This window comes from Nocardioides sp., from assembly GCF_014360585.1.
In the GTDB taxonomy this organism is placed as follows: domain Bacteria; phylum Actinomycetota; class Actinomycetes; order Propionibacteriales; family Nocardioidaceae; genus Nocardioides.
The window spans coordinates 19,534-39,577 of record NZ_JACIXG010000048.1 but is presented as its reverse complement, the minus strand read 5'-3'; the positions used below and the strand labels follow the sequence as shown (position 1 = coordinate 39,577).

Here is a 20,044-nt window from a genome sequence, read left to right as displayed (position 1 = left end):
GACGAAACTGCAGTTTCGTCGCCCACAACTACCGATTCGGCCCGCCAGAAGTGGGGACTCGGCGAGAGAGGGTCAGCCGACGGTGATGTTCTCGAACTCGACCGGCTTCTTGGGGGCGCCGGTGCCGTCGCCACCGGCCTCGGCCACGCCGGCCGCGCCGACCTCCTGGAGGGTCTTGATGGCGGCCTCGTCGAGGGTGCCGAAGACGGTGTAGGCGGGCGGGAGCTGGGTGTCGCCGAAGACCATGAAGAACTGGCTGCCGCCGGAGTTGGGCCGGCCGGTGTTGGCCATCGCGAGGGTGCCGGCGGGGAAGGTGTCGCTCTCCTCGAACTCGTCGGGGATCGTGTAGCCCGGGCCGCCGGTGCCTTCGCCGGTCGGGTCGCCGCACTGCAGCAGCTCGAAGCCGGGGTTGTTGCCGAGACGGTGGCAGCTGGTGCCGTCGTAGTAATCCTGCGAGGCCAGCGACAGGAACGAGTTGACGGTGCAGGGCGCCTTGTCGGCGTCGAGGGTGATCGCGAGCGGGCCGACGGAGCTGTTGATGGTCGCGGCGACCTTGCCCGTGTACTGCGCGGTCTTCTCCGGCGCGTCCACCTCCTTCGAGGCGCCCATCGGGTCCTTGGAGTAGTCGCAGCTGGTCGAGCCGGGCTTCACGATCGACTTCCAGTCGCTCGACTCGCTCGATTTCGGGCCCTTGCTCTCCTTCGCCTCGCCGGAGTCGGAGTCGGAGTCGCCGGAGTCCGAACCACAGGCGGAGAGCGTCAGGAGCAGGGCAGCGGCAGCAGTGGCCGAGAGCGTACGAGTCAGCATGCCCAGATGCTAGGGGAGCCGTCCGAATCCACCCGCGACCGACCCTGCGTGGCGAGGCCGCCCACACTCGTCTCCAGCATCGGTGCAACGCACTATCGCACATCCTCCTCGCCTGCCGCGATACTGCACCAGCCTCGGCCTGACCCAGAACGCCACGACAGGGGAGGGTTCGGCTAGCCTCCAGCCGTGCAACTGCTCTCCCTGCGATTCGAGCTCGACGACCTGACCCGGCCCGAGGTCATCCGGATCCTCGAGGACCACCTCGAGGACATGTACGCGGTGACGCCCGCCGAATCGGTGCACGCGCTCGACCTCGAGGCACTGAAGGTGCCCGAGATCGCTTTCTGGTCGGCCTGGGAGGAGACCGAGCTCGTCGGTTGCGGTGCGCTGAAGTCTCTCGGCGAGGGCGACTACGAGCTCAAGTCGATGCGCACCACGGCAGCAGCCCGAGGCCGCGGTGTCGCGACCGCGATGCTGCGCCACCTGCTGGCCGAGGCGAGGTCACGGGGCGGCCGTCGAGTGCTCCTGGAGACCGGGACCGAGGACTTCTACCAGCCGGCCCGGCGCCTCTACGCGGGCAACGGCTTCACCGAGCGCCCGCCTTTCGGCAGCTACGTGCTCGACCCCAACTCGGTCTTCTTCGAGCTCTCGCTGTAGTAGTCGGCCGACGGAGCGCCCCGCCGGAACAGCAGGTCGTCGAGCGCGAGCTTCGTGCGGCGTAGGACGATCAGGTAGACCGCGATCGCGAGCCAGCCCAGGTCGCGCAGGGTGTCGGCGAGATAGGTGGGGTCGGCCGAAGCGCCGCCACCGCCGAAGCAGCCGCAGTCGATGTTGAGCCCGCGCGCCCATGCGGCGGTGATCCCGACGATGAAAGAGCACAGCCCGAGCGCCGTGGCCAGCGCGGCCGTCCGGGTGAACAGTCCGAGGATGAGCAGCACCCCGAGCACGATCTCGGCGATCGGCATCGCGATGGCGTACGCAGGCGCGAGCTGCCACGGCAGCAGCTGGTAGCCGCGCACCGCCTGCTCGGTGATCGCCGGCTCAGGCAGCTTTGCGAGCCCGGCGGAGAGAAAGATGAAGCCGAGGTAGAGGCGACCGGCGAGACCGATCCAGCCCAGGCTGGACTCGTTGAGAATGGCCGCACGGGTCCTCATGAGAGCACCACCCAGGAGGTGCGGAGCACGCCGAAGACGACGAACGCCGCCACGACCGCATATCCGGTCCACAGCAACGGCGCGGGGGAGATCTCGTCCCGGATCTCCCGCCGCACGAACCACACCCCGAGCACGAGCACGGCCGCGGAGACCGCGACCAGGCCGACGACGTACCAAACCTCGTTCACCTGGACAGGGTGCCACAGCCACGGCTCGCAACCACTGCCAAGACGCCCACCCTCAGCGCATCTTCAGGCTCCGAGCCACCTTCTCAGGAACGAGACTCACGGCTGCAGCCACCAGGGGCTGGTGTAGGCGATGCCCAGGTCGTTGCAGGGATGGCCGTCCGGCCCCGGCGTCGCGTTGACCTGAGTCGGGTCGCTGACCCGCAGCAGCACCCAGTCACCGTCGTCGTAGGAGACCGGGATGGTGACCGAGACCGGTTCTCCGACGCGGAACGGCACGACATCTGCCACGACCGGGGCGGACGGTCCCGGACGCAGCACCTGCAGATGGAGCTCTCGGCCGGCCCACTCCTCGTCGCGGGCGAGGTCGAGCGTGAACCGCATGTCGCCGCCGCGTCCGGGGACCACCGAGCCCATCCGGTGCTCGACGCCGTCCAGCGTCGCCACGGCGTCGACGCGCAGCCCTGAGGTGCGGGTGGCGAAGAACCGCCGCGCCCGCATCGCCTCGAAGACCCCGCCGCGATCGTGCGACAGCACCCACAACCCGGTCCGTCCCTTGCCCTCCGGATGTCCCCAGTCGGTGCCGTGCTCGTCGGTGACACCGCTGATCCCGGTGCGCCAGCCGGCGTTGAGGCACTGACACAGCGGCGAGGGCTTGCCGTCGGCGTATCCCTCGAAGAGGTAGTCGTCGCCGCGGTTGAACATCTCCAGCGACACCATCCGCTCGCGGGCGCGGGCGTCGAAGCGGAACCCCTGGAACCGGAACGGCTCCCGCCCGGGATGGTTGAAACCCGCGAGCCCGTCGGACCCGCCGTCGATCAGCGGCGTGGCGGGGGAGCGCACCAGCCAGTCGAAGAACGGCCGCATCGCGCCGACGTCGATGATGTCGGTGAAGTGCTCGGTGCCCCACACGTTGATGTGGCCCAACAACGGCTCCGACCACTCGAACCCGCGGATCGCGGTGAAGGTGCCGTCCGCGTTGGCCGCGTCGGCCAGCTCGCGGGTCCGCTTCCAGTCCGAGCGGGTGAGGCCCCCGAGCTGCTTGTACGCCGGCGGCAGCAGTCCCGCTAGCGCATCTCCCAGGATGTTGTCGGAGACGGTGGCATGGTCGGTGAGCGCCGCGACGTCCAGGCCGGCGCTGCGCATCGAGTCGAAGGCCAGATCGGGGTCGCCGTCGCCGTCGGACATCAGCGTGTGGTTGTGCAGATCGGCGTGGACCAGCGTGGTCCCATGGGAGAGGCGCGATGTCCGGCTCGCCCCGATTCCGGGGCGTGCGGTCGCCGATGCTGCCGCTCCCGTGAACGACGACGACATCGAGGCCATCAGGAGCCCGGCTCCTGCCGCCCCCAGCGCGGTACGTCTGGTCAGTGGCCGGGTCATCGCCCGGCTGGTCCCTTGGTGCGGTTCATGTCCGAGGCACATGGACCTATTTGACGCAGATCTCGGCGGCGTACGAGAGGCTTTCAGCCCAAGGGCCGGTGAAGTTCGGCGGGTGGCGAGCTAGGACGCCTGGCCGGTCAGCGGATCGCGATCGGTGAGGCAGTAGAGCTGTCCGTAGGGCGCACGCATCACCGTCCACCACTCCAGGACGCCGACCGTCTCGGCGCCGAGCGCCTCGTGGCGACACGTCTCCGTGGCACGGTCGGCGACCGCGAGATCCGGATGCGCCCGGACCTCGCCGGCCTCCTCGTCGAGCTGTTGCAGGAGGATCCGCAGCCCGCCGTGCGGGTCGGGGTCGGCGAGGCGTACGAACTCCGGGGACTTCGTCTGCTCGGGAGCCCGTCCGGTGATCTCCGTCCAGAAGGCCACCTCCTGCTCCCAACGGGAGCGGGGGATGTCGATGCACACCTGATCGAGCACTCGCGAGGGCTCCGTGCGCGCGCAGCTCGGCGTGGTGCCTTCGCCGAGCGTGTGGCAGAAGAGCAGGCCGCCGGGGGAGCGCATCACCGGAACGCCGTCGTAGGTCCATGCCGAGCTCGCCCCGAGGGAGACCGACCGCTCCAGCGCGGCTGCGCGGTCGACGGCGTCGAGATCGATGTGGAGCCGCGGCTCGACCTCTTCGATGGCCTGCATCTTCAGCCAGGCGTCGCCCTTCTGCGGTACGAGGGTGACGAACTGTTCATCCTCACCGCGAGGCGGCGAGACCGCCCAGCCCGTCGCGGCCGACCAGAACTCGACCGCCTCCTCCCAGCCAGGACGCGGGACATCGAGAAAGAGATGGAACCAGGCAGGTACGCCAGCGGTGCTCATGCCTGTCGACCCTACGCGCGCGAGGAGTCGCTTCGCGGCAAAACGACGCACGCCGGGGCGCACCACGAATGCGGCGCGCCCCGGCGTGTGCGGGACGGGATCAGCCCTGCTGAGAGATCCCGAACTGTACGTTGCCGGAGTCATCCATTCCGGCGTCGAGGACCTTGTCGTCGAGCTCGGCGGCGGCACCCTGGTCGAGGAAGACCCGCGCGCCCTCCTGCTCGATGACCTGGTCGGCACCCTCGGGCTCGGGAACCAGGGCGGCGCTCAAAGCACCGTCCGGTTCTGCGTTGGCGGCGAGCCGGAGGCCGGCGCCCTGGGCCTGCTCGGAGATCGAGCGGACGATTGTGGTGGCGTTCTCGGTCAGCTGAAGCATGTCGAGATCTTCCATGGTTGGGTACGGAGTACCCACCCCACCATTCCTCACGATCTGGCCTCGTTCAAGCCCGAGGCGCATCCGGCGTGCCGGATCAGCCCAGGTCGGCGCCGTAGACCTTCGTGACGGCGATGGTGATGAGCACCCGTCCCTGGCACCCGAGCGATTAATCGGCGGCGGCGATGCCGGAGAACGGCTAGGTTGCCCGGAACCCGCACCGAAGGAGACCCCACATGCGTGCATTGATCGGCCGATTTCTGGTGGCGATGGGGCTGGCATCCCTGCTCCTCGTCACACCCGCCAACCCCGCGACAGCCGCCGAGGACGACATCCTCGACCGCCTGCTCGCCATCGAGGGCGTCAGCCTGATCCAGGAGAAGCCCGTCCAGGGCTACCGCTACTTCGTCCTGAACTTCACCCAGGCGGTCGACCACCGTCGGCCAGACGGTGACACCTTCCAGCAGCGGTTCACGGTGCTCCACAAGGACACCGCCCGCCCCACGGTGTTCCAGACCAGCGGCTACAACGTCTCGACCAACCCCGGCCGCAGCGAGCCGACCCGGATCGTCGACGGCAACCAGGTCTCGATGGAGTACCGGTTCTTCACCCCGTCCCGCCCCGCCCCGGCCGACTGGGACGACCTCGACATCTGGCAGGGCGCCAGCGACCAGCACGCCATCTTCGAGGCGCTCGAGCCGATCTACGCAGCCAAGTGGCTCTCGACCGGCGGCTCCAAGGGCGGCATGACCGCGACCTACTACGAGCGCTTCTACCCGAGCGACATGGACGGCGTCGTCGCCTACGTCGCGCCCAACGACGTGGTCGACAGTGAGGACTCCGCCTATGACGACTTCTTCGCGAGCGTCGGCACCGAGGACTGCCGCAACCGCATCAACGGCGTCCAGCGAGAGGCGCTCGTGCGCCGGGAGGCGCTGAAGGCAACGTACGCAGACATGGCTGCCAAGGAGGGGTACACCTTCAAGACCGTGGGCAGCCTGGACTCCGCATACGAGATGGTCGTGCTCGACTTCGCCTGGGCCTACTGGCAGTACGCCGGCACCTCCGCGTGCTCGAACATCCCGGCCGACGCGGCGACCGCGACCGACCAGCAGATCTGGGACGTGGTCGACAACTACTCGGGCTTCAGCTTCTACACCGACCAGGGCCTCAGCCCGTACACGCCCTACTACTACCAGGCCGGCACCGAGCTGGGCGCGCCGACGATCGGCTTCCCGCACATCGAGGACGACCTGATCCGCTATGGCTACCAGGCGCCGCGCAGCTTCGTCCCGCGCGAGATCGACATGCGGTTCGACCCGTCGGCGATGCGCGACATCGACTCGTGGGTGCGCAAGCACGCCAACCAGATGCTCTTCGTCAACGGCGAGGCCGACCCGTGGGGCGCCGAGCCGTTCCGTCTGGGCGCCAAGGCCAAGGACTCCTACGTCTTCACCGCACCGGGCATGAACCACGGCGCCAACGTCGCGGGCCTGGTCGCCGACGAGCGTGAGCTCGCCACCGCCCGGATCCTGGAGTGGGCGGGTGTCGCGACCGCCGCGGTCGAGGCAGACGCGGCGAAGGCGAAGCCGCTGGCGGCGTACGACGCGAAGCTCGACAAGCATGACCTGCGCAAGGAGCGGAGCATGCGGCCTTGAGCAGATGCTGAGCCGTTAGGGCTTGTCTTCGAGCGCGCTCGAAGCCATAGCGTCTGAGGTATGGATCTTGGACTCCACTACTTCAGCTTCACCCACCCCGAGTGGGAGACCACGCTCGCCGACAAGCTGACCGAGACGGCCCGTATCGCGGACGAGGGGGGCGTCGACCTGTTCACCGTCATGGACCACTGGTTCCAGATGGAGCAGGCCGGCGGCCCCTTCGAACCGATGCTCGAGGGCTACACCACGCTCGGCTACCTGGCCGGGATCACCGACAACCTCCGCCTCAGCCTCCTCGTCACCGGAGTGACCTACCGCCACCCCGGGCTGCTCGCCAAGACCGTCACCACGCTGGACCAGCTCTCCGGCGGCCGCGCGCTTCTGGGCATCGGCGCGGCTTGGTACGAACGCGAGCACCAGGGCCTCGGCGTGCCCTACCCGCCGACCGCCGAGCGGTTCGAGCGCCTGGAGGAGACCCTGGAGATCTGCCGCCAGATGTGGTCGGAGAACGACGGCGCCTACAAGGGCAAGCACTACCAGCTCGCCGAGACCCTCTCGCTCCCGCAGCCCGTCAACGGCACGGTCCCGATCCTGATCGGCGGGGGAGGGGAGAAGAAGACCCTCCGCCTGGTCGCCAAGCACGGCCAGGGCACCAACCTCTTCGGCGGCCCCAGCCCCGAGGCGGTCGAGACCGTCAAGCACAAGCTCGAGGTGCTGCGCGGCCACTGCGACGACCTCGGCACCGACTACGAAGCGATCGAGAAGACCATGCTCTTCCAAGGCCCCTCGGTCGAGGACCCGGACGCCTTCTCGAGGTCGATGGAGGAGTACGCAGCCCTGGGCATCACGCTCGTCGGGCTGATGCCGACCCCGTACGTCGACCCGGTGCCGTGGGCCACCTCGCTGGTCGACCTGGTGCCGCGGCTGCAGTCCATCTGAGTGCCGGTCTATCGCCCCCGTCGCAGCGTGGCGGCGATGATCGCGCGGGTCTCGGCGGGGTCGATGACATCGTCGATCTCGAACACCCGGGCCGCGTTGAGGGCGCTGGCCTGCTTGCGGAACTCCTCCGTGAGCACGGCCACCCGCTCCTCCCGCTCAGTCTCAGGCATCGCGGCGAGCTCGGCAGCCATGGAGAGGCGTACGGCGCCCTCCAAGCCCATCGGCCCGAGATGTGCGTCGGGCCAGGCGACGGTGAGCAGCGGCCGGTGGGTGCTTCCGCCGAGCATCGCCTGCGCGCCGAGGCCGTAGCCACGGCGCAGGATCACCCCGACCAGCGGCGTCGACAGCTGAGCGCCGGCGACAACCATCCGGGACGCGTGCCGGACCAGGCCGCCGCGTTCGGCCTCCGGGCCGACCATGAACCCCGGGGTGTCGACCAGCGAGACCACAGGTAGCCCCCAGCGCTCGCAGAGCGCGAGGAAGTCGGCGGCCTTGACCGACGCGTCACTGGTGATCGCGCCGGCCAGGTGCGTGGACTGGTTGGCGACCACGCCGACCGGGATCCCGTCGATGCGTGCCAGCGCGGTGACCAGCTCCGGTGCGTACGCCTCGCGAAGCCAGGTGACCGAGTCGATGTCGGCGAGCGCCTCGACGACAGGGCGTACGTCGAAGGCTTCGCGGTCGTTGTGGGGGAGAAGCGTCCGCAGGTCGGCCTGGTCGTCGGCCTCGCCACCATCGGCGGCCGGCTCGAGGTGGGACAGGACGGCGCGTACGGCCTGGACGGCTGCCGCCTCGTCCTCGACGAGCAGGTCGATGACGCCGTTGGTGGTCTGGTCCTTGACAGGACCGATCTCCTCCGGCGTGAAGGTCCCGAGCCCGCCGCCGGCGATCATCGCCGGGCCGGCCATGCCGAGGTTGGCGTCGGGGGTGGCGATGCGGAGATCGGCGGAGCCGGCGAGCACCGCGTTGCCGGCGAAGCAGCGCCCGGAGACGACCGCGATACGTGGCACCACACCCTCCAGCTCGCCCCAGAGGGCGAACGAGCCGACGTCGAGCGCGGAGACCAGCGGGATGTCTGTATCGCCGGGGCGACCGCCACCGCCCTCGGTGAAGAAGACGGCCGGCAGCCGCATCCGGCCGATGATCTCGATGAGCCGGTCCGACTTGCGGTGCCCGCGCATGCCCTGCGTACCGGCCATCACCAGGTAGTCGTAGGACAGGACCGCACACGGCATCCCGGCGACGGTCGCGGTGCCGCCGATGATGCCGTCCGCAGGGGTCTCGACGACGAGATCGGCCAGGTCACGGCGCCGCTCCTGGGCCGCGGTGATGAACCTCCCGTATTCGACGAACGAGCCCGGATCGATCAGATCCCCGATGTTCTCCCGAGCCGTACGCCGCCCCTTGGCGTGCCAGCGGGCGACCTTGTCGGTCCGCGCCGCATCCGTGGTCAGGAAGCGGCGGGCGTGCAGCTCGGTCAGTCCGGTGGCGGGCGTCTCGTCGGTCACGGGGCACATGGTGCCACGGGTGCCGGTGGTCGTCCGGCGGTTATCCGGTGACGATTCGGGAATGGGCGGCGTCACGGTCGTCGCGCTGCTGGATCAGCTCCTCGACCTGAGTCGGAAGCGTGGTCTCGAAAGCGAGGGCAACATCGGGCCGAAGATCGCGTCGGCGCTGAGCACGGCGCACACGATGGTGACGGAGGGCAGGCCTGGTCACAGCCTGGCGATCGTGCGCAACAGGCCCGGAAAACGGGCGTCGAACTCATCGAGCCGGAGGCGGACGTACGTGCCATTTCCGGCGCCGCGCTGGTGGATCAGGCCGGCTTCGCGGAGGACGCGCCAGTGGTGCGTGCGTGTCGACTTGCTGACCGGCAGGTCGAACGAGCTGCAGGCACGCTCGGCGCCCGACGTGTCTTCCAGGAGCTCGAGCACGACCCGACGGCGCTGCGGATCTGCCAGCGACTTCAGCACGCGGTCCAGGTCGACCTCAGCCAGATCCGGGACGGTGAACTCCACAGTGCAGACTCCTGGACGACGTACGAGATATATCGTACCTTGAGGTACGACAACTATCGTACCCCTAGGAGGTCGCCATGCTGCTCGTCCTCGACGTGAACGAGACCCTGCTCGACGTCAGTGCGCTCGACTCGCTCATTTCGGACGTCGTCGGCATGCCCGGCGACATCGCCCGACGAATCTGGTTCGACCGGATGATCCGCAGCTCCATGGCGATCACTGCGGCGGGCGGTTATGTGGCCTTCGGGGCGCTCGCTGCCGCCGCGCTGCGCGACGTCGCCGGCGAGCGCGGGGGAGAGGTCTCCATGGCCCAGATCGAGCGCCTCGCCGAGGGAATCAGGACGCTGCCCGCACATCCTGACGTCGCGCCCGGGTTGCGGCGGCTTCGCGCGGACGGGCACCGGGTCGTGACGCTGACCAACTCGGTGCTCGAGGTCGCCGAGGCGCAGCTGAGGTCCAGTGGACTGATCGATCTCGTGGACGCGGTGTATTCGGCTGACGAGGCTCAGCGTCTCAAGCCGGCGGGGGAGCCGTACCGGTTGGTGCTGGAGCGCGAACATGCTGACCACGCGATGCTGGTTGCCGCCCATGACTGGGACGTGACAGGTGCCGCCTTGGCTGGGCTGGACACCGCGTTCCTCGGCAGAGAAGGGCGGATGCCCTTCTCTGCGATCGCCGAGCCGACGTACGTCGCCCGTGATCTCCTGGAGCTCGCTGACCTGCTCGCCGCGAACTGATCGAGCAAGTCGGGATCGTCGGGACGAGGGGTAACCAGGCCGGCTCCGGTCAGATGTGCCAGGTGACGGTATCGGCGAGTGCGGCTCGGGACGTGCGGAAGCCGTTGACCGGATGGTCGAGGTCGGCGTACCCGAATGAGATGCCCACGACGACGCGGCGGCCGTCGGGGATGTCGAAGTACTCGCGCAGGAACGATGAGTACGACGCGAGGGCGGCCTGGGGTGCGGCGGCCAGGCCCAGACTCTGGGCGCCGAGCAGGAAGGTGTTGATGTAGAGGCCGCAGTCGACCGCGCCGTACACGCCGAGGTCGGCCTCCGTGGTGATGATGGCGACGTGCGGGGCATCGAAGAGCTCGAAGTTGCGCAGGCCCTGGCGCAGGGTCCCGTCGGTGTCACCTTTGACGATGCCGACGCTGTCGTAGAGCTGGAACCCGCACGTGCGCCGGCGCTCGCGGTACGTGCCGGTATAGGCGGCCGGGAACTCGAAGTCCGAGGCAGCGGGCTGGCTGAGCACGTGCTCGAGGAGGGCCTTGCGGAACCGGTGAGTGGCCTCGTCGCTGGTGATGACGACCTGCCACGGCTGTGTGTTGCACCACGACGGGGTGCGCTGCGCGAGCGCGAGCAGACGCTCGATCGTCTCTCGCGGGACCTGGTCGGGCAGGAACTGGCGGCAGGTCCACCGATCGTCGAGCAGGCTGGCCAGCGTCGTGGCGGGGTCATGGGGGTCTGGCATGCGCACTCCTGGCGTGTGGTCCTGTTTCGAGACTGGCAGCCTAGCCAGACTGGTTCGGAGGGCCCGTACGAGGAGTATCGGCTGACCGAGAAGGGATTCGACCTTTACCCGGTGCTGATGGCGATCAGGGACTGGGGCGACGCCTACATGGCACCTGAGGGACAGCCGGTGCGTTATCTGCATCGAGAGTGCACGGGTGAGGCCCACGTCCGGCTCGCCTGCGACGTCTGTGACGAGCCGATGACCGCCCGTGATGTGACCGTGGCTCTGGGGCCAGGTCTCATGGACGGGGGAGTCGTGGGCGAGGCACCAAGGACGTAGATTGACATAATGTGCATTATCGGCGAATAAGTGATGTTGGCGTCCAAGCGTGAAAAGCCGCTTGTGGTCACTCGTGCGGCTCGGGCGCCACCGCCGTCTCCCGCAGCACTTCACGTGCTGGTGAGAGCAGCACGGCGTCGCGAGTGTCGGAGGCCGTCGCCTTGACGTAGATCCCGGTCGTCTTGAGGTCTTCGTGTCCGAGCAGCCCCTGGACGGCAGGCACAGGTACGCCGGAACGGATCAGTCCTTTGGCGGCGCTGTGTCGAAAGGCGTGCGCGGCCTCGCCAGGCTGCTTCGGGACGCCGGCGAGGCGGATCCAGGTCTCGACCAGATGGTTGAGGGCTCCTGGCCGAAGCCGCTTTCCCGAGGTCAGCAGGAAGAGACCGTCGGCCGGGTCGGGACTGCCGAAACGAGCTTCGAGCTCAGCCAGATAGGCATCGACGGCGTCGACCGCCTCGGGAGGCATCGGCAGGTTGCGCTGCTTGTCGCCCTTGCCGATGACACGCACCAGGGTCTCGCCGTCGGGTTCCCGCCGGATGGAGCCGACGGTGAGGTCGCACAGCTCGGCGGCACGTACGCCGGTGGTCACCAGCACCGCGAAGATCGCCCGGTCACGAGCCGGCCAGCGGCGCCGGTCCGTGCCTTCGCGCGGCGCCGAGGCGACCCGCGCCAGGCGGCGCAGCTCGTCGACGCTCCAACCGGCCGGGAGCCGGCTCGGCCGCTCGGGCGCCTCGATGCGCAGCGTGGGATCCACCAGCAGATGTCCCTCGAGCTGCAGCCAGTGCGTGAAGAGCCGCAGTGTGCCGACGCGACGCTGGCAGGTCGCCGCGGCAGAGCTCTCCCGCAATGTCCTGTAGGCGATGCGTACGTTCTGGTCGGTCAGCGCCGAGATCGGGACCAGCGCCAACGCGTCGGCCTCAGGGTCGCCGCCGTCGTCGACGTGCAGCTGCCGGGCCCAGGCGGCGATGTCCTGCCGGTACGCGTTGCGCGACTTGTCGTTGAGGCCGCGGCGCGTGAGTGTCGCCCGGTCGGTCAAGAAGTCCTCGACGACGTCACCGAACATCACCGTCTCGTCAGGTACGCTCACATCCCCTGATATTACAGCCTTTTCGAACATTTCTGCGATAGGGGGTACTATCGCGGAAATGGCACGACGTGCCAGACTCCCGCCGTGGCCGACACCGCTGTAGCTCATCGCACCGAACACATCAACGGAATCGACCTGCACTGGGTTGAGTCAGGGCCGGCGGACGGCCGGCTCGTGCTCCTGGTCCACGGTTTCCCGGAATCCTGGTACTCGTGGCGCCACCAGATCGCCGCCCTCGCCGATGCCGGCTACCGGGCGGTCGCGATCGACGTGCGTGGGTATGGCGGGTCCTCGAAACCGCGGGCCATCGAGGACTACCGGATGCTGCGCCATGTCGGCGACAACGTCGCCCTCGTGCACGCCCTGGGTGCGAAAACGGCCACGATCGTCGGGCATGACTGGGGCGCTCCCATCGCGTGGACCACAGCACAGCTGAGGCCCGACGTCTTCACCGCCGTGGCCGGTCTGTCGGTGCCGTTCAGTCCAGCCGGACGCCGTCGGCCGACCGAGGCGATGTCCCAGGCGGGCGGCGACGACGAAGACTTCTACATCTCCTACTTCCAGACTCCCGGCGTCGTCGAGGCCGAGATCCTGCCCGACGTACGCCGCTGGCTGCTCGGCATCTACTTCTCGATCTCCGGCGACGGCGTGCTCGCCAAGGGCGGGGATCCGCGCGGTGCGCTCGGGCTGGTGCCGCGCGGTGACCGGCTCTCGGACCAGTTCGTCTACCCCGCCGAGATGCCCGAGTGGCTGACCGAGGCCGATGTCGACTTCTACGCCCGCGAGTTCGCCGACTCCGACTTCTTCGGTCCGCTGGCGCGCTACCGCAACATCGACCGCGACTGGGAGGATCTCGCGGCCTTCGGCGACGTACCGATCACCGTGCCGTCCCTCTTCATCGCCGGCGAGTACGACGGTCCGGCGATCACCGGCCGACGCCAGATCGAACGCTTCGACCAGACCCTTCCCGGGCTCACTCGGTCGGCGGTCCTCCCCCGGTGCGGCCACTGGGTCCAGCAGGAGCGCCCTGAGGAGACCAACCAGCTGCTGCTCGAGTTCCTCGCCGGCACAGAGCGACGCTGACGCCGATTGGACGACGTCGCGCATGGGCGCTGCTGAGATCGGGTACCTGCTCTCTCCATGGAGAGCAACGTCTTGGACATGGTGGGCGCCACGGTCGTGGTGCTCATCGTCCTGATGGTGCTCGCGGGCGCGGCCGGGTTCCTGCTGGCGAGGATGGAGAGACGGCGCGCACGCCGGATCCACGACGACCTCGTCGAGATGCGTGACCAGCGTGACCAGCGTGACCAGCGTGACCAGCGTGACCAGCGAGGCCGGCACCGCCGTTAGCGCCGCCGCTCCCCCGGGTTCCCGGCACAGCTGATGCAGGTGCGCGCCACCGGGCGTGCGTCGAGCCGGCCCTCCGATCGGCCGACCGCAGTCCGCGCAGATCCCGAACGTGTCGAGGCGTACGCGGGCCTGGTCCATGTGGTCGACGGTAACCGTCGGCTAGGGCCGGTCCGGCCCGGGACCGCCCGGATGGCGGAGGTCGTAGGCAGCGGAGACCTTCTTCGGTACGCAGAGTCGCCAGGCGTCAACGACGAGCTCGCAGGCCTCGACCGGGTCGAGTGCGGCCAGGGACGACTCCACCCAGTTGAACCGCATCTCCGACTCCCGGGGCAGGTGGAACGTCTCGGGTGCGCTCGCGACCAGGGCGGCGCGCTCTTCTTTCGGGAACCCGAAACCCATCTCGGTCTCGTCCAGGGAGAAGGCGACGTAGACGATCGAGCCGACCCTGAACTTCAGTCGGCCGCGTACGAACACCTCATAGGAGCGCTCGAGGCTCGAGCCGAGCCAGCGGACGTCTTCCACGGTTGCCATGTTCGGAGCGTAGGCGCAGGTCTCCCCCGGTGGCACCTGAGTTTCGCGCCCGATGATCGTGACCGCGCGACATCATGGCTCCATGGCGGTGAAGACGGACCTGAAGAAGACGCTCGACAGCTATCGGGCGCGTCGGGGTGAGTTCCGGGTGCTCGAGATGCCCCCACTCCCCTACCTGATGGTCGACGGCCACGGCGACCCCAACGGCGGCGGCGAGTACGCGGACGCGCTCGCGGCGCTCTACCCCGTGGCGTACAGGCTCAAGTTCGCCAGCAAGAGCGATGGCCGCGACTACGTGGTGCCGCCGCTGGAGGCGCTGTGGTGGGCCGAGGACATGGACGCCTTCACCCGGGCGCGGGACAAGTCGCAGTGGGACTGGACCGCGATGATCATGACGCCGGAGTGGATCACCGCGCAGATGTTCGACGAGGCGGTGGCGCGGGTCGGCGCGAAGGACCGCCCGGCGAGTCTGGACAAGGTGCGGCTGGAGTCGCTCGCTGAAGGCACCTGCGTGCAGACGCTGCACATCGGGCCGTACGACGACGAGGGCCCGGTGCTCGCGGAGATGCACGATCGGTTCATCCCCGAGCAGGGCCTGCGGCTGACCGGGAAGCACCACGAGATCTACCTCGGCGACCCGCGGCGGGTCGAGCCGGCCAAGCTGCGGACGATCCTTCGGCAGCCGGTCCTCCGGGCGTGACCGAGCCGCCGAAGTTTCGGTGCACAAATGTTGACTCAAACTCTTGTCGACGTGAGCGGGCTCACATTACTCTTCAGTAACTCGGGACGGAGCAGTCCCGCTCACGTGAGGAGAGTTCCCCCATGCCTCTGCGCTCATCGAGGGCGATGCTGGTCACCGCTCTGGCCGTCGCCGCAGTCTCCCCAGCCGCGCTGACCGCCCTGGCCGTCCCGGCCGCCGCCGAGAACAGCACCACCGTCGTCTCTCGCGGAGTCGAGATCCCCGAGTTCTACAACCCGCCGCCGACCCTCCCGGAGGCCGACGGCGACCTCGTCCGAACCGAGCCACTCCCCCTCGGCATCGGTCTCACGATCCCAGGCATCGGATCGCTGCCGGGCACGGCGACCCGGGTCATGTACAAGACGACCGACAACAACGGCGCCCCGGCAGCGGTGACCGGCGCCTACATCGAGCCGTTCGCCCGATGGGGCGGTGCGGGCGATCGCCCCTTGGTCGTCGTCGCGCCAGGCACCATGGGCCAGGGCGACCAGTGTTCTGCCTCGCTCGGTCTCGAACGACCGATCTTCTTCAACGGCAGGACCGTCTCGGTGGGGTACGAGGACATCGGGATCTACCGCCTGCTGGCGCGCGGCGTCGCGGTGATGGTGACCGACTACGTCGGCCTGGGTGCCACCGACCGACTCCACACCTATGTCGACCGGGTCGACGGCGGCCACGCCGTCCTGGACGCCGCACGGGCGGCGCGCCACGTTCCCGATGCGTCGGTCACGAACGCGTCGCGGGTGGCGCTCTACGGCTACAGCCAGGGTGGCGGCGCGACCGGGTCGGCCGCCGAACTCCACCCGACGTACGCTCCCGACGTCAACCTCGTCGGCGCCTACGTCGGCGCGCCGCCTGCCGATCTGCGGGCGACGGCGCGAGGTATCGACGGCTCCGCCCTGGTGGCGGCGCTGGGTTGGACGATCAACGGTCTGGCGCAGTCCAACCCGGAGCTGCGGCCGATCTTGGACGAGAACCTCAACCGGGCCGGCAAGGCCGCGCTCGAGGATCTCTCGACGGCCTGCGTCGCTGACGGGATCGTCCGCTACCCGTTCCGTCGGAGCAGCAGCTGGACGGTTTCTGGGGAAAGCCTCGACGACGTCATCGAGCGCGAGCCCACGGTGGGGGCGATCATCGCCGAGCAGAAGATCGGGACCATCGCACCGCGAATCCCCGTACGCCTGGCCACCGGCACCGAGGACGACATCGTCCCGCACGCGCAGGCCCGTCAGCTGGCCGTCGACTGGTGCGGTCAGGACGCCCAGGTGACCTACAAGGCGGTCGTCCTGCCGGATCTCGGCGACGGCCTGATCACCAACCACATCACGCCACTGCTCGTCGACCAGACCGCTGCGATCAACTGGGTCACCGACCGGGTCAAGGGTGTCGCCGCCAGCTCAAACTGCTCGACCCTGCCGCGTCAGCCCTGAGCAGTGCGTAGCCGCACCGAGAGGCAGGTGACGCAGCCTTCGAGCTTCTCGAACTCGGAGATGTCGACTGCCACGACCGTGTAGCCGCGCTCCTCGAACATCGCTCTGGTCAGCGGGGCCGAGGTGGCCATCAGCAGCGTGTCGTCATCGAGGACGACCACGTGGGAGCCCGACTCCTCCGGGACCGGCAGGAATCGGGCTCCCCACACGCTCGGGTCGTCGACCAGCGGCTCGTGACCGATCACCGTGCCGTCGGGCAGGGCGGTGACGGCCGACTTGAGGTGGAGCACCTTCGAGACCGGGACGGCGACGACCTCGGCGCCGAGAGGACTGAGCAGGGCGCGGAGCTGAGCGATTCCGTCGGCGTTCGTACGCCCGCCCTCCCCCACCCACACGGTGTTCTCGTGCTTGAGCACGTCGCCGCCGTCGAGCGTGCCGGGCGCCTCGATGTGGGCGATCCGGTATCCACGGGCGCGGACCGCCGCTTCCGCCGCGTCGATCTCCGGCCGACGCTCCGGAGCGCCCGGCCGGCTGATCACGGCCAAGTCTGCAAAGACGACCATCGTGTCCTCGACGAAGACCGAGTCGGGGCAGCTGTCTGCAGGCTCGACCTCGTGTGTGGTCCATCCGGCGCCGCGCATCGCGGCGACGTACGACTCCCACTGCTCGTGAGCGAGGTCGATGTCGACCGGGCTCCGCTCGATGTGGGTGACGAGCCCGTCGGCGAGACGGGGCGAGCGGCGGCGTACGAGAGCGTGCATGGGTGAGAGTATCGCCGACCGCCCACTAGGTTGTTTCCATGATCGAGGACGAGGGGCGCAGGATGTTCGAGCCGGAGTCGTGGGAGGAGCGCTACGCCGGTGAGGAGAAGGTCTGGAGCGGCGACCCGAACCCGCAGCTCGTCGCCGAGGTGGCCGCGCTGACGCCGGGCACGGCGCTGGACGTCGGCTGCGGCGAGGGCGGCGACGTCATCTGGCTCGCGCAGCAGGGCTGGACGGTCACCGGCGCCGACTTCTCGGCGAACGGGCTCGACCGGGCGAAGCGCCATGCCGAGGAGGCCGGGGTGGCGGAGCGTACGTCCTGGTGGCAGGTCGACGCCCGCACCTTCGAGGCCGACGGTCGGCAGTTCGACCTGGTCGCCTGCCACTTCCTGCACACGCCCGACGGGAGCATGGTCGACGTCGCCGGCCGGCTGGCCACCGCGGTCGCTCCTGGTGGCCATCTGCTCGTCGTCGGTCACGCGCCCTCGGAAGTCTTCGCGCATCACAGTCACCACGACGCGATGTTCCTCGCCGAGGAGCTGCTTCCCGGGCTCCCGGAGGGGTTCGAGCCGGTCGTCGTCGAGCAGCGCCCCCGCTCGACCGTCCGAGACGGCGTCCGGGTCGAGATCGACGACTCGACCCTGCTCGCCCGCCGGTCGCGCTCGGTGTGAAAGAAACTTTTCTTTCACGTCCGAGACGCGACCCTCAGTCGCGGACCATGCGACGTTCGATGCCGACCGGGTCGTCCTTGGTCGCGCCGTCGAACCGAAAGCCTTGGCGCTCGTAGAACACCGTGGCGCGCTGATTGCCGTCCAGAACCCATAGGTACGCCGCCGACGACCCGATCGCCTTCTCGAGCAACGCGTGGCCGAGGCCGGTGCCGTACCTCTCCGCCCGGACGTATAGCGCGGTGAGCTCCAGCGGAGGCAACCCCGGCGCGTCGTCACGAGCGGGCCCAGCGCCCGCAAACCCCAGCAGCCGTCCCGGCTCCGCGCCCTCGACAACGAGGCTGGAGATCGGACCGGTGTCGATGTTCGTACGCCACCGATCGATCCTCGCCTGTCGCTGAGAACGGCGCTCGGCGAAGATCTCGTCCGGCATCAGCCCGGCGTACGCCTCCTCCCACACGTCCAGGTGGAGGTCGGTCAACGCCTCGGCGTCATCGGCAACGGCGGCCCTGATCAGCATGCCGTGAGGATAGGGAGTGGCTCAGTCCGAGGGCAACGACGCGTTCGCACTCGGCCTCGAATGTGGCCATCCGATCCTCGCCCTGGAGAAAGGCGAAACCAAACCAGGCTCAGCCGGTCAGGGCCGCCAGCTCGAAGTGCATGGGATCCGGCACCCGCCAGCTACCTCCCCAGCCGAAGCCCCAGCGCGCCATGATCGCGACGATCCGGCGGTCGATCTCGCCGACGGTGCCCAGCTGGTTGGTGGCCACGTTGAGATCTAGGGCGATGCCCCAGGTGTGCAGTGACAAGCCGCGCGAGGGGTCGCGGCCGATGAATCGGGGGACGTAGCAGCCGCCGTAGTCGGCCCGGTCAATGGCGTCCTCCAGCCCGGAATCCACGATCTCCTGCATGGCTCCCCGCAGCTGCGGAATCAGCACGCGGTGGCAGGTGACGGCTCCCAAGATCGGCACCGAAGCGGTCACGATGCTCGCCGAGACCCAGGCCGGGTCCGGAGCGACGGTGCCGTCGGCGAACCATCTGTAGTTGAAGGACCCCACCGCATCCGCGATCGATCCTCCGACCAGCCGAGCCGCATAGACCCCGCCGTCCGAAGACGGTGTCAGGTCGGTGACGGTGAACTTGTTGCCAAGCAACGCCGCCACCTTCTCGCGGGCGGGGCCGGAGTCACCCGCGACCGACACGATCAGTGCATTGTCCGCCGCCAGCCCCAGCTGCGCACCCCGTGGGCGGTTCACCACCAGGTCGATGGCGGGAACCGTCGTTGCGATGGCCCCGACCCGCACCGGCACGGCAACGTCCTGGGAACCCACGGCGGTCTCGCCACCCAGCGGTAGTTGCAGCCCCTCGGCCATGTCGTGGGTGACCGCGAGCTCCCCCCGGGCGACGGCATCCCATACGGCATCGAGTTCGGCCGTACGACGAGAAGTCAGGGCCCGGAACGTCGATGGCTCCACCGCGGCCGCCGCCACGGACCGTCCCATCATCACCAAGGATCCGAGGCTGACCGGTTCCACCCACCTGACGCCCGGCTGACGCGCAACGAGATCACGGGGTACGCCAGCGCGCCCCTCGCTCACGATCAGCAGATCCGGCTGATGGAGCGGGCCGGCCAGGGGGCCGGCGACGGCGTATTCCTGTCCAACAGCCGCCTCCGCAGGGCGCGGCGGTGTCGGGAACGATGGCTGCTTGCCTATGGCCATCACTACGAGGAGAACGACGAGCACGAGCGCCGACGCCGAGCAGATGCCTGTGCGCAGGCGCTCCGGAGTCAGGATTGCGTGCAGAGTCCCCAGCCGCGCGCTGGGGAGGTGCAGCCTCACACGTAGCGGGTCGTCGGGGTCGGCGGCTGGCACACCCTGCACGGCGCCAGGCCATCGGAGAGGGCCTCCTCGATCGGCACCAGGTGCGCCTCCTCACGGTCTGCGGGGAGAGTGCAGTCCATCCGGTGGTAGGAGGCAGCACCAGCCAGGACCATCCCGGCGCTGGCGACCGGGGCCGATCCGCCGTTCGCGTTGTGCTGGACGGCCGCGATCACCCGCTCGAGGGTGGCCTCCAGACGCGCCCGATCCTCGCGAGCGCTCTGCACGATCAGCATGGCAGCGCCGACCACGACGATCGCGAGGCCGGCGATCCCGCCCGAGATGAGATACGGGAACTGGGCCATGATCACGTTGTGGCTGGCTGAGCCATTCCAACCGACGAAGATGGCGATGAACCCAATTACACAGAGCAGGACGCCGAGCTGTCCGCCGAGTCGGCCGAAGTTGTTGTGCATGGTGTTC

At 68.9% G+C, this 20,044-nt stretch carries 25 protein-coding genes; 10 read left to right on the top strand and 15 right to left on the bottom strand.

The genetic code is table 11. From position 1 onward, the window contains the following. Positions 1-72 precede the first annotated feature (72 nt). Entirely contained in the window at positions 73-807 is a 735-nt protein-coding gene (locus H5T77_RS16335) for a peptidylprolyl isomerase (RefSeq protein ID WP_292650972.1), read from the bottom strand. Between the two features lie 186 nt (positions 808-993). Here H5T77_RS16335 and H5T77_RS16330 point away from each other — a divergent pair, with 186 nt between their 5' ends. Continuing rightward, a complete protein-coding gene (locus H5T77_RS16330) occupies positions 994-1,464 on the top strand; it encodes a GNAT family N-acetyltransferase (protein ID WP_292650971.1) in 471 nt (156 codons plus the stop codon). Here the strand turns inward: H5T77_RS16330 and H5T77_RS16325 are convergent. The 5 genes from H5T77_RS16325 to H5T77_RS16305 form a co-directional block, all read right to left on the bottom strand. After that, on the bottom strand, positions 1,419-1,961 hold the full coding sequence (locus H5T77_RS16325) for a MauE/DoxX family redox-associated membrane protein (RefSeq protein ID WP_292650970.1): 543 nt from the start codon (positions 1,959-1,961) through the stop codon (positions 1,419-1,421). The genes H5T77_RS16330 and H5T77_RS16325 overlap by 46 nt on opposite strands. Beyond that, positions 1,958-2,149 (bottom strand): hypothetical protein, encoded by a 192-nt coding sequence (locus tag H5T77_RS16320; RefSeq protein ID WP_292650969.1) that lies wholly within the window; start codon positions 2,147-2,149, stop codon positions 1,958-1,960. The genes H5T77_RS16325 and H5T77_RS16320 overlap by 4 nt, the downstream gene beginning before the upstream one ends. A 96-nt stretch (positions 2,150-2,245) precedes the next feature. Next, positions 2,246-3,526 (bottom strand): CehA/McbA family metallohydrolase, encoded by a 1,281-nt coding sequence (locus H5T77_RS16315; protein WP_292650968.1) that lies wholly within the window; start codon positions 3,524-3,526, stop codon positions 2,246-2,248. 120 nt (positions 3,527-3,646) lie between these two features. Beyond that, positions 3,647-4,396 carry a VOC family protein gene (locus H5T77_RS16310; RefSeq protein WP_292650966.1) on the bottom strand — a complete coding sequence of 250 codons (750 nt, stop codon included), beginning with the start codon at positions 4,394-4,396 and terminating at the stop codon, positions 3,647-3,649. A 100-nt stretch (positions 4,397-4,496) separates the two neighbouring features. Further along, positions 4,497-4,772, bottom strand: coding sequence for a Fe-S cluster assembly protein HesB (locus H5T77_RS16305; protein WP_292650964.1), 276 nt, complete (start codon positions 4,770-4,772; stop codon positions 4,497-4,499). Positions 4,773-5,005: 233 nt separating this feature from the next. Between H5T77_RS16305 and H5T77_RS16300 the strand changes: the two genes are divergently transcribed. Together H5T77_RS16300 and H5T77_RS16295 are read left to right on the top strand one after the other, a co-directional pair. Next, positions 5,006-6,427, top strand: coding sequence for an alpha/beta hydrolase family protein (locus H5T77_RS16300; RefSeq protein ID WP_292650963.1), 1,422 nt, complete (start codon positions 5,006-5,008; stop codon positions 6,425-6,427). Positions 6,428-6,487: 60 nt separating this feature from the next. Further along, positions 6,488-7,366 (top strand): LLM class F420-dependent oxidoreductase, encoded by an 879-nt coding sequence (locus tag H5T77_RS16295; protein WP_292650961.1) that lies wholly within the window; start codon positions 6,488-6,490, stop codon positions 7,364-7,366. Between the two features lie 8 nt (positions 7,367-7,374). On the opposite strand, the gene H5T77_RS16290 is transcribed toward H5T77_RS16295, so the two are convergent. After that, entirely contained in the window at positions 7,375-8,883 is a 1,509-nt protein-coding gene (locus H5T77_RS16290; RefSeq protein ID WP_292650959.1) for an acyl-CoA carboxylase subunit beta, read from the bottom strand. A gap of 198 nt (positions 8,884-9,081) precedes the next feature. Then, on the bottom strand, positions 9,082-9,384 hold the full coding sequence (locus H5T77_RS16285) for an ArsR/SmtB family transcription factor (protein ID WP_292650958.1): 303 nt from the start codon (positions 9,382-9,384) through the stop codon (positions 9,082-9,084). A 77-nt stretch (positions 9,385-9,461) separates the two neighbouring features. Here H5T77_RS16285 and H5T77_RS16280 point away from each other — a divergent pair, with 77 nt between their 5' ends. After that, on the top strand, positions 9,462-10,121 hold the full coding sequence (locus H5T77_RS16280; protein WP_292650956.1) for a haloacid dehalogenase type II: 660 nt from the start codon (positions 9,462-9,464) through the stop codon (positions 10,119-10,121). A gap of 49 nt (positions 10,122-10,170) precedes the next feature. Here H5T77_RS16280 and H5T77_RS16275 read toward each other — a convergent pair whose 3' ends face one another. Beyond that, complete coding sequence (locus H5T77_RS16275; RefSeq protein WP_292650955.1) at positions 10,171-10,854, bottom strand: nitroreductase; 684 nt, start codon at positions 10,852-10,854, stop codon at positions 10,171-10,173. 15 nt (positions 10,855-10,869) lie between these two features. Between H5T77_RS16275 and H5T77_RS16270 the strand changes: the two genes are divergently transcribed. Then, complete coding sequence (locus H5T77_RS16270; RefSeq protein ID WP_292650953.1) at positions 10,870-11,175, top strand: winged helix-turn-helix transcriptional regulator; 306 nt, start codon at positions 10,870-10,872, stop codon at positions 11,173-11,175. Positions 11,176-11,242: 67 nt separating this feature from the next. On the opposite strand, the gene H5T77_RS16265 is transcribed toward H5T77_RS16270, so the two are convergent. Further along, the gene (locus H5T77_RS16265; RefSeq protein ID WP_292650951.1) at positions 11,243-12,262 is read right to left on the bottom strand and encodes a tyrosine-type recombinase/integrase; all 1,020 of its coding nucleotides are present in this window, start codon (positions 12,260-12,262) and stop codon (positions 11,243-11,245) included. 84 nt (positions 12,263-12,346) lie between these two features. On the opposite strand from H5T77_RS16265, the gene H5T77_RS16260 reads away from it, so the two are divergent. Both H5T77_RS16260 and H5T77_RS16255 read left to right on the top strand, forming a co-directional pair. Further along, positions 12,347-13,345 carry an alpha/beta fold hydrolase gene (locus H5T77_RS16260; protein WP_292650949.1) on the top strand — a complete coding sequence of 333 codons (999 nt, stop codon included), beginning with the start codon at positions 12,347-12,349 and terminating at the stop codon, positions 13,343-13,345. Between the two features lie 57 nt (positions 13,346-13,402). After that, positions 13,403-13,612: a hypothetical protein gene (locus H5T77_RS16255; RefSeq protein WP_292650947.1), complete on the top strand. Its 210-nt coding sequence runs from the start codon at positions 13,403-13,405 to the stop codon at positions 13,610-13,612. Positions 13,613-13,771: 159 nt separating this feature from the next. Here the strand turns inward: H5T77_RS16255 and H5T77_RS16250 are convergent, their stop codons facing one another. After that, positions 13,772-14,143, bottom strand: a complete 372-nt coding sequence (locus H5T77_RS16250) for an MmcQ/YjbR family DNA-binding protein (RefSeq protein WP_292650945.1) — start codon at positions 14,141-14,143, stop codon at positions 13,772-13,774. Between the two features lie 82 nt (positions 14,144-14,225). On the opposite strand from H5T77_RS16250, the gene H5T77_RS16245 reads away from it, so the two are divergent. Both H5T77_RS16245 and H5T77_RS16240 read left to right on the top strand, forming a co-directional pair. Continuing rightward, positions 14,226-14,843, top strand: a complete 618-nt coding sequence (locus tag H5T77_RS16245; protein ID WP_292650943.1) for a GyrI-like domain-containing protein — start codon at positions 14,226-14,228, stop codon at positions 14,841-14,843. Positions 14,844-14,965: 122 nt separating this feature from the next. After that, positions 14,966-16,312, top strand: coding sequence for a lipase family protein (locus H5T77_RS16240; RefSeq protein WP_292650941.1), 1,347 nt, complete (start codon positions 14,966-14,968; stop codon positions 16,310-16,312). Here H5T77_RS16240 and ddaH read toward each other — a convergent pair. Next, a complete protein-coding gene (ddaH, locus tag H5T77_RS16235) occupies positions 16,303-17,073 on the bottom strand; it encodes a dimethylargininase (protein WP_292650940.1) in 771 nt (256 codons plus the stop codon). The two genes, H5T77_RS16240 and ddaH, sit on opposite strands and share 10 nt — an antisense overlap. 38 nt (positions 17,074-17,111) lie before the next feature. On the opposite strand from ddaH, the gene H5T77_RS16230 reads away from it, so the two are divergent. Continuing rightward, positions 17,112-17,744, top strand: a complete 633-nt coding sequence (locus H5T77_RS16230) for a class I SAM-dependent methyltransferase (protein ID WP_292650938.1) — start codon at positions 17,112-17,114, stop codon at positions 17,742-17,744. Positions 17,745-17,778: 34 nt separating this feature from the next. Here H5T77_RS16230 and H5T77_RS16225 read toward each other — a convergent pair whose 3' ends face one another. The 3 genes from H5T77_RS16225 to H5T77_RS16215 form a co-directional block, all read right to left on the bottom strand. Beyond that, positions 17,779-18,261 (bottom strand): GNAT family N-acetyltransferase, encoded by a 483-nt coding sequence (locus tag H5T77_RS16225; protein ID WP_292650937.1) that lies wholly within the window; start codon positions 18,259-18,261, stop codon positions 17,779-17,781. Positions 18,262-18,370: 109 nt separating this feature from the next. Then, the gene (locus H5T77_RS16220; protein WP_292650935.1) at positions 18,371-19,462 is read right to left on the bottom strand and encodes a M15 family metallopeptidase; all 1,092 of its coding nucleotides are present in this window, start codon (positions 19,460-19,462) and stop codon (positions 18,371-18,373) included. A gap of 116 nt (positions 19,463-19,578) precedes the next feature. Then, positions 19,579-20,037 carry a hypothetical protein gene (locus H5T77_RS16215; protein ID WP_292650933.1) on the bottom strand — a complete coding sequence of 153 codons (459 nt, stop codon included), beginning with the start codon at positions 20,035-20,037 and terminating at the stop codon, positions 19,579-19,581. Between the last annotated feature and the right edge of the window lie 7 nt (positions 20,038-20,044).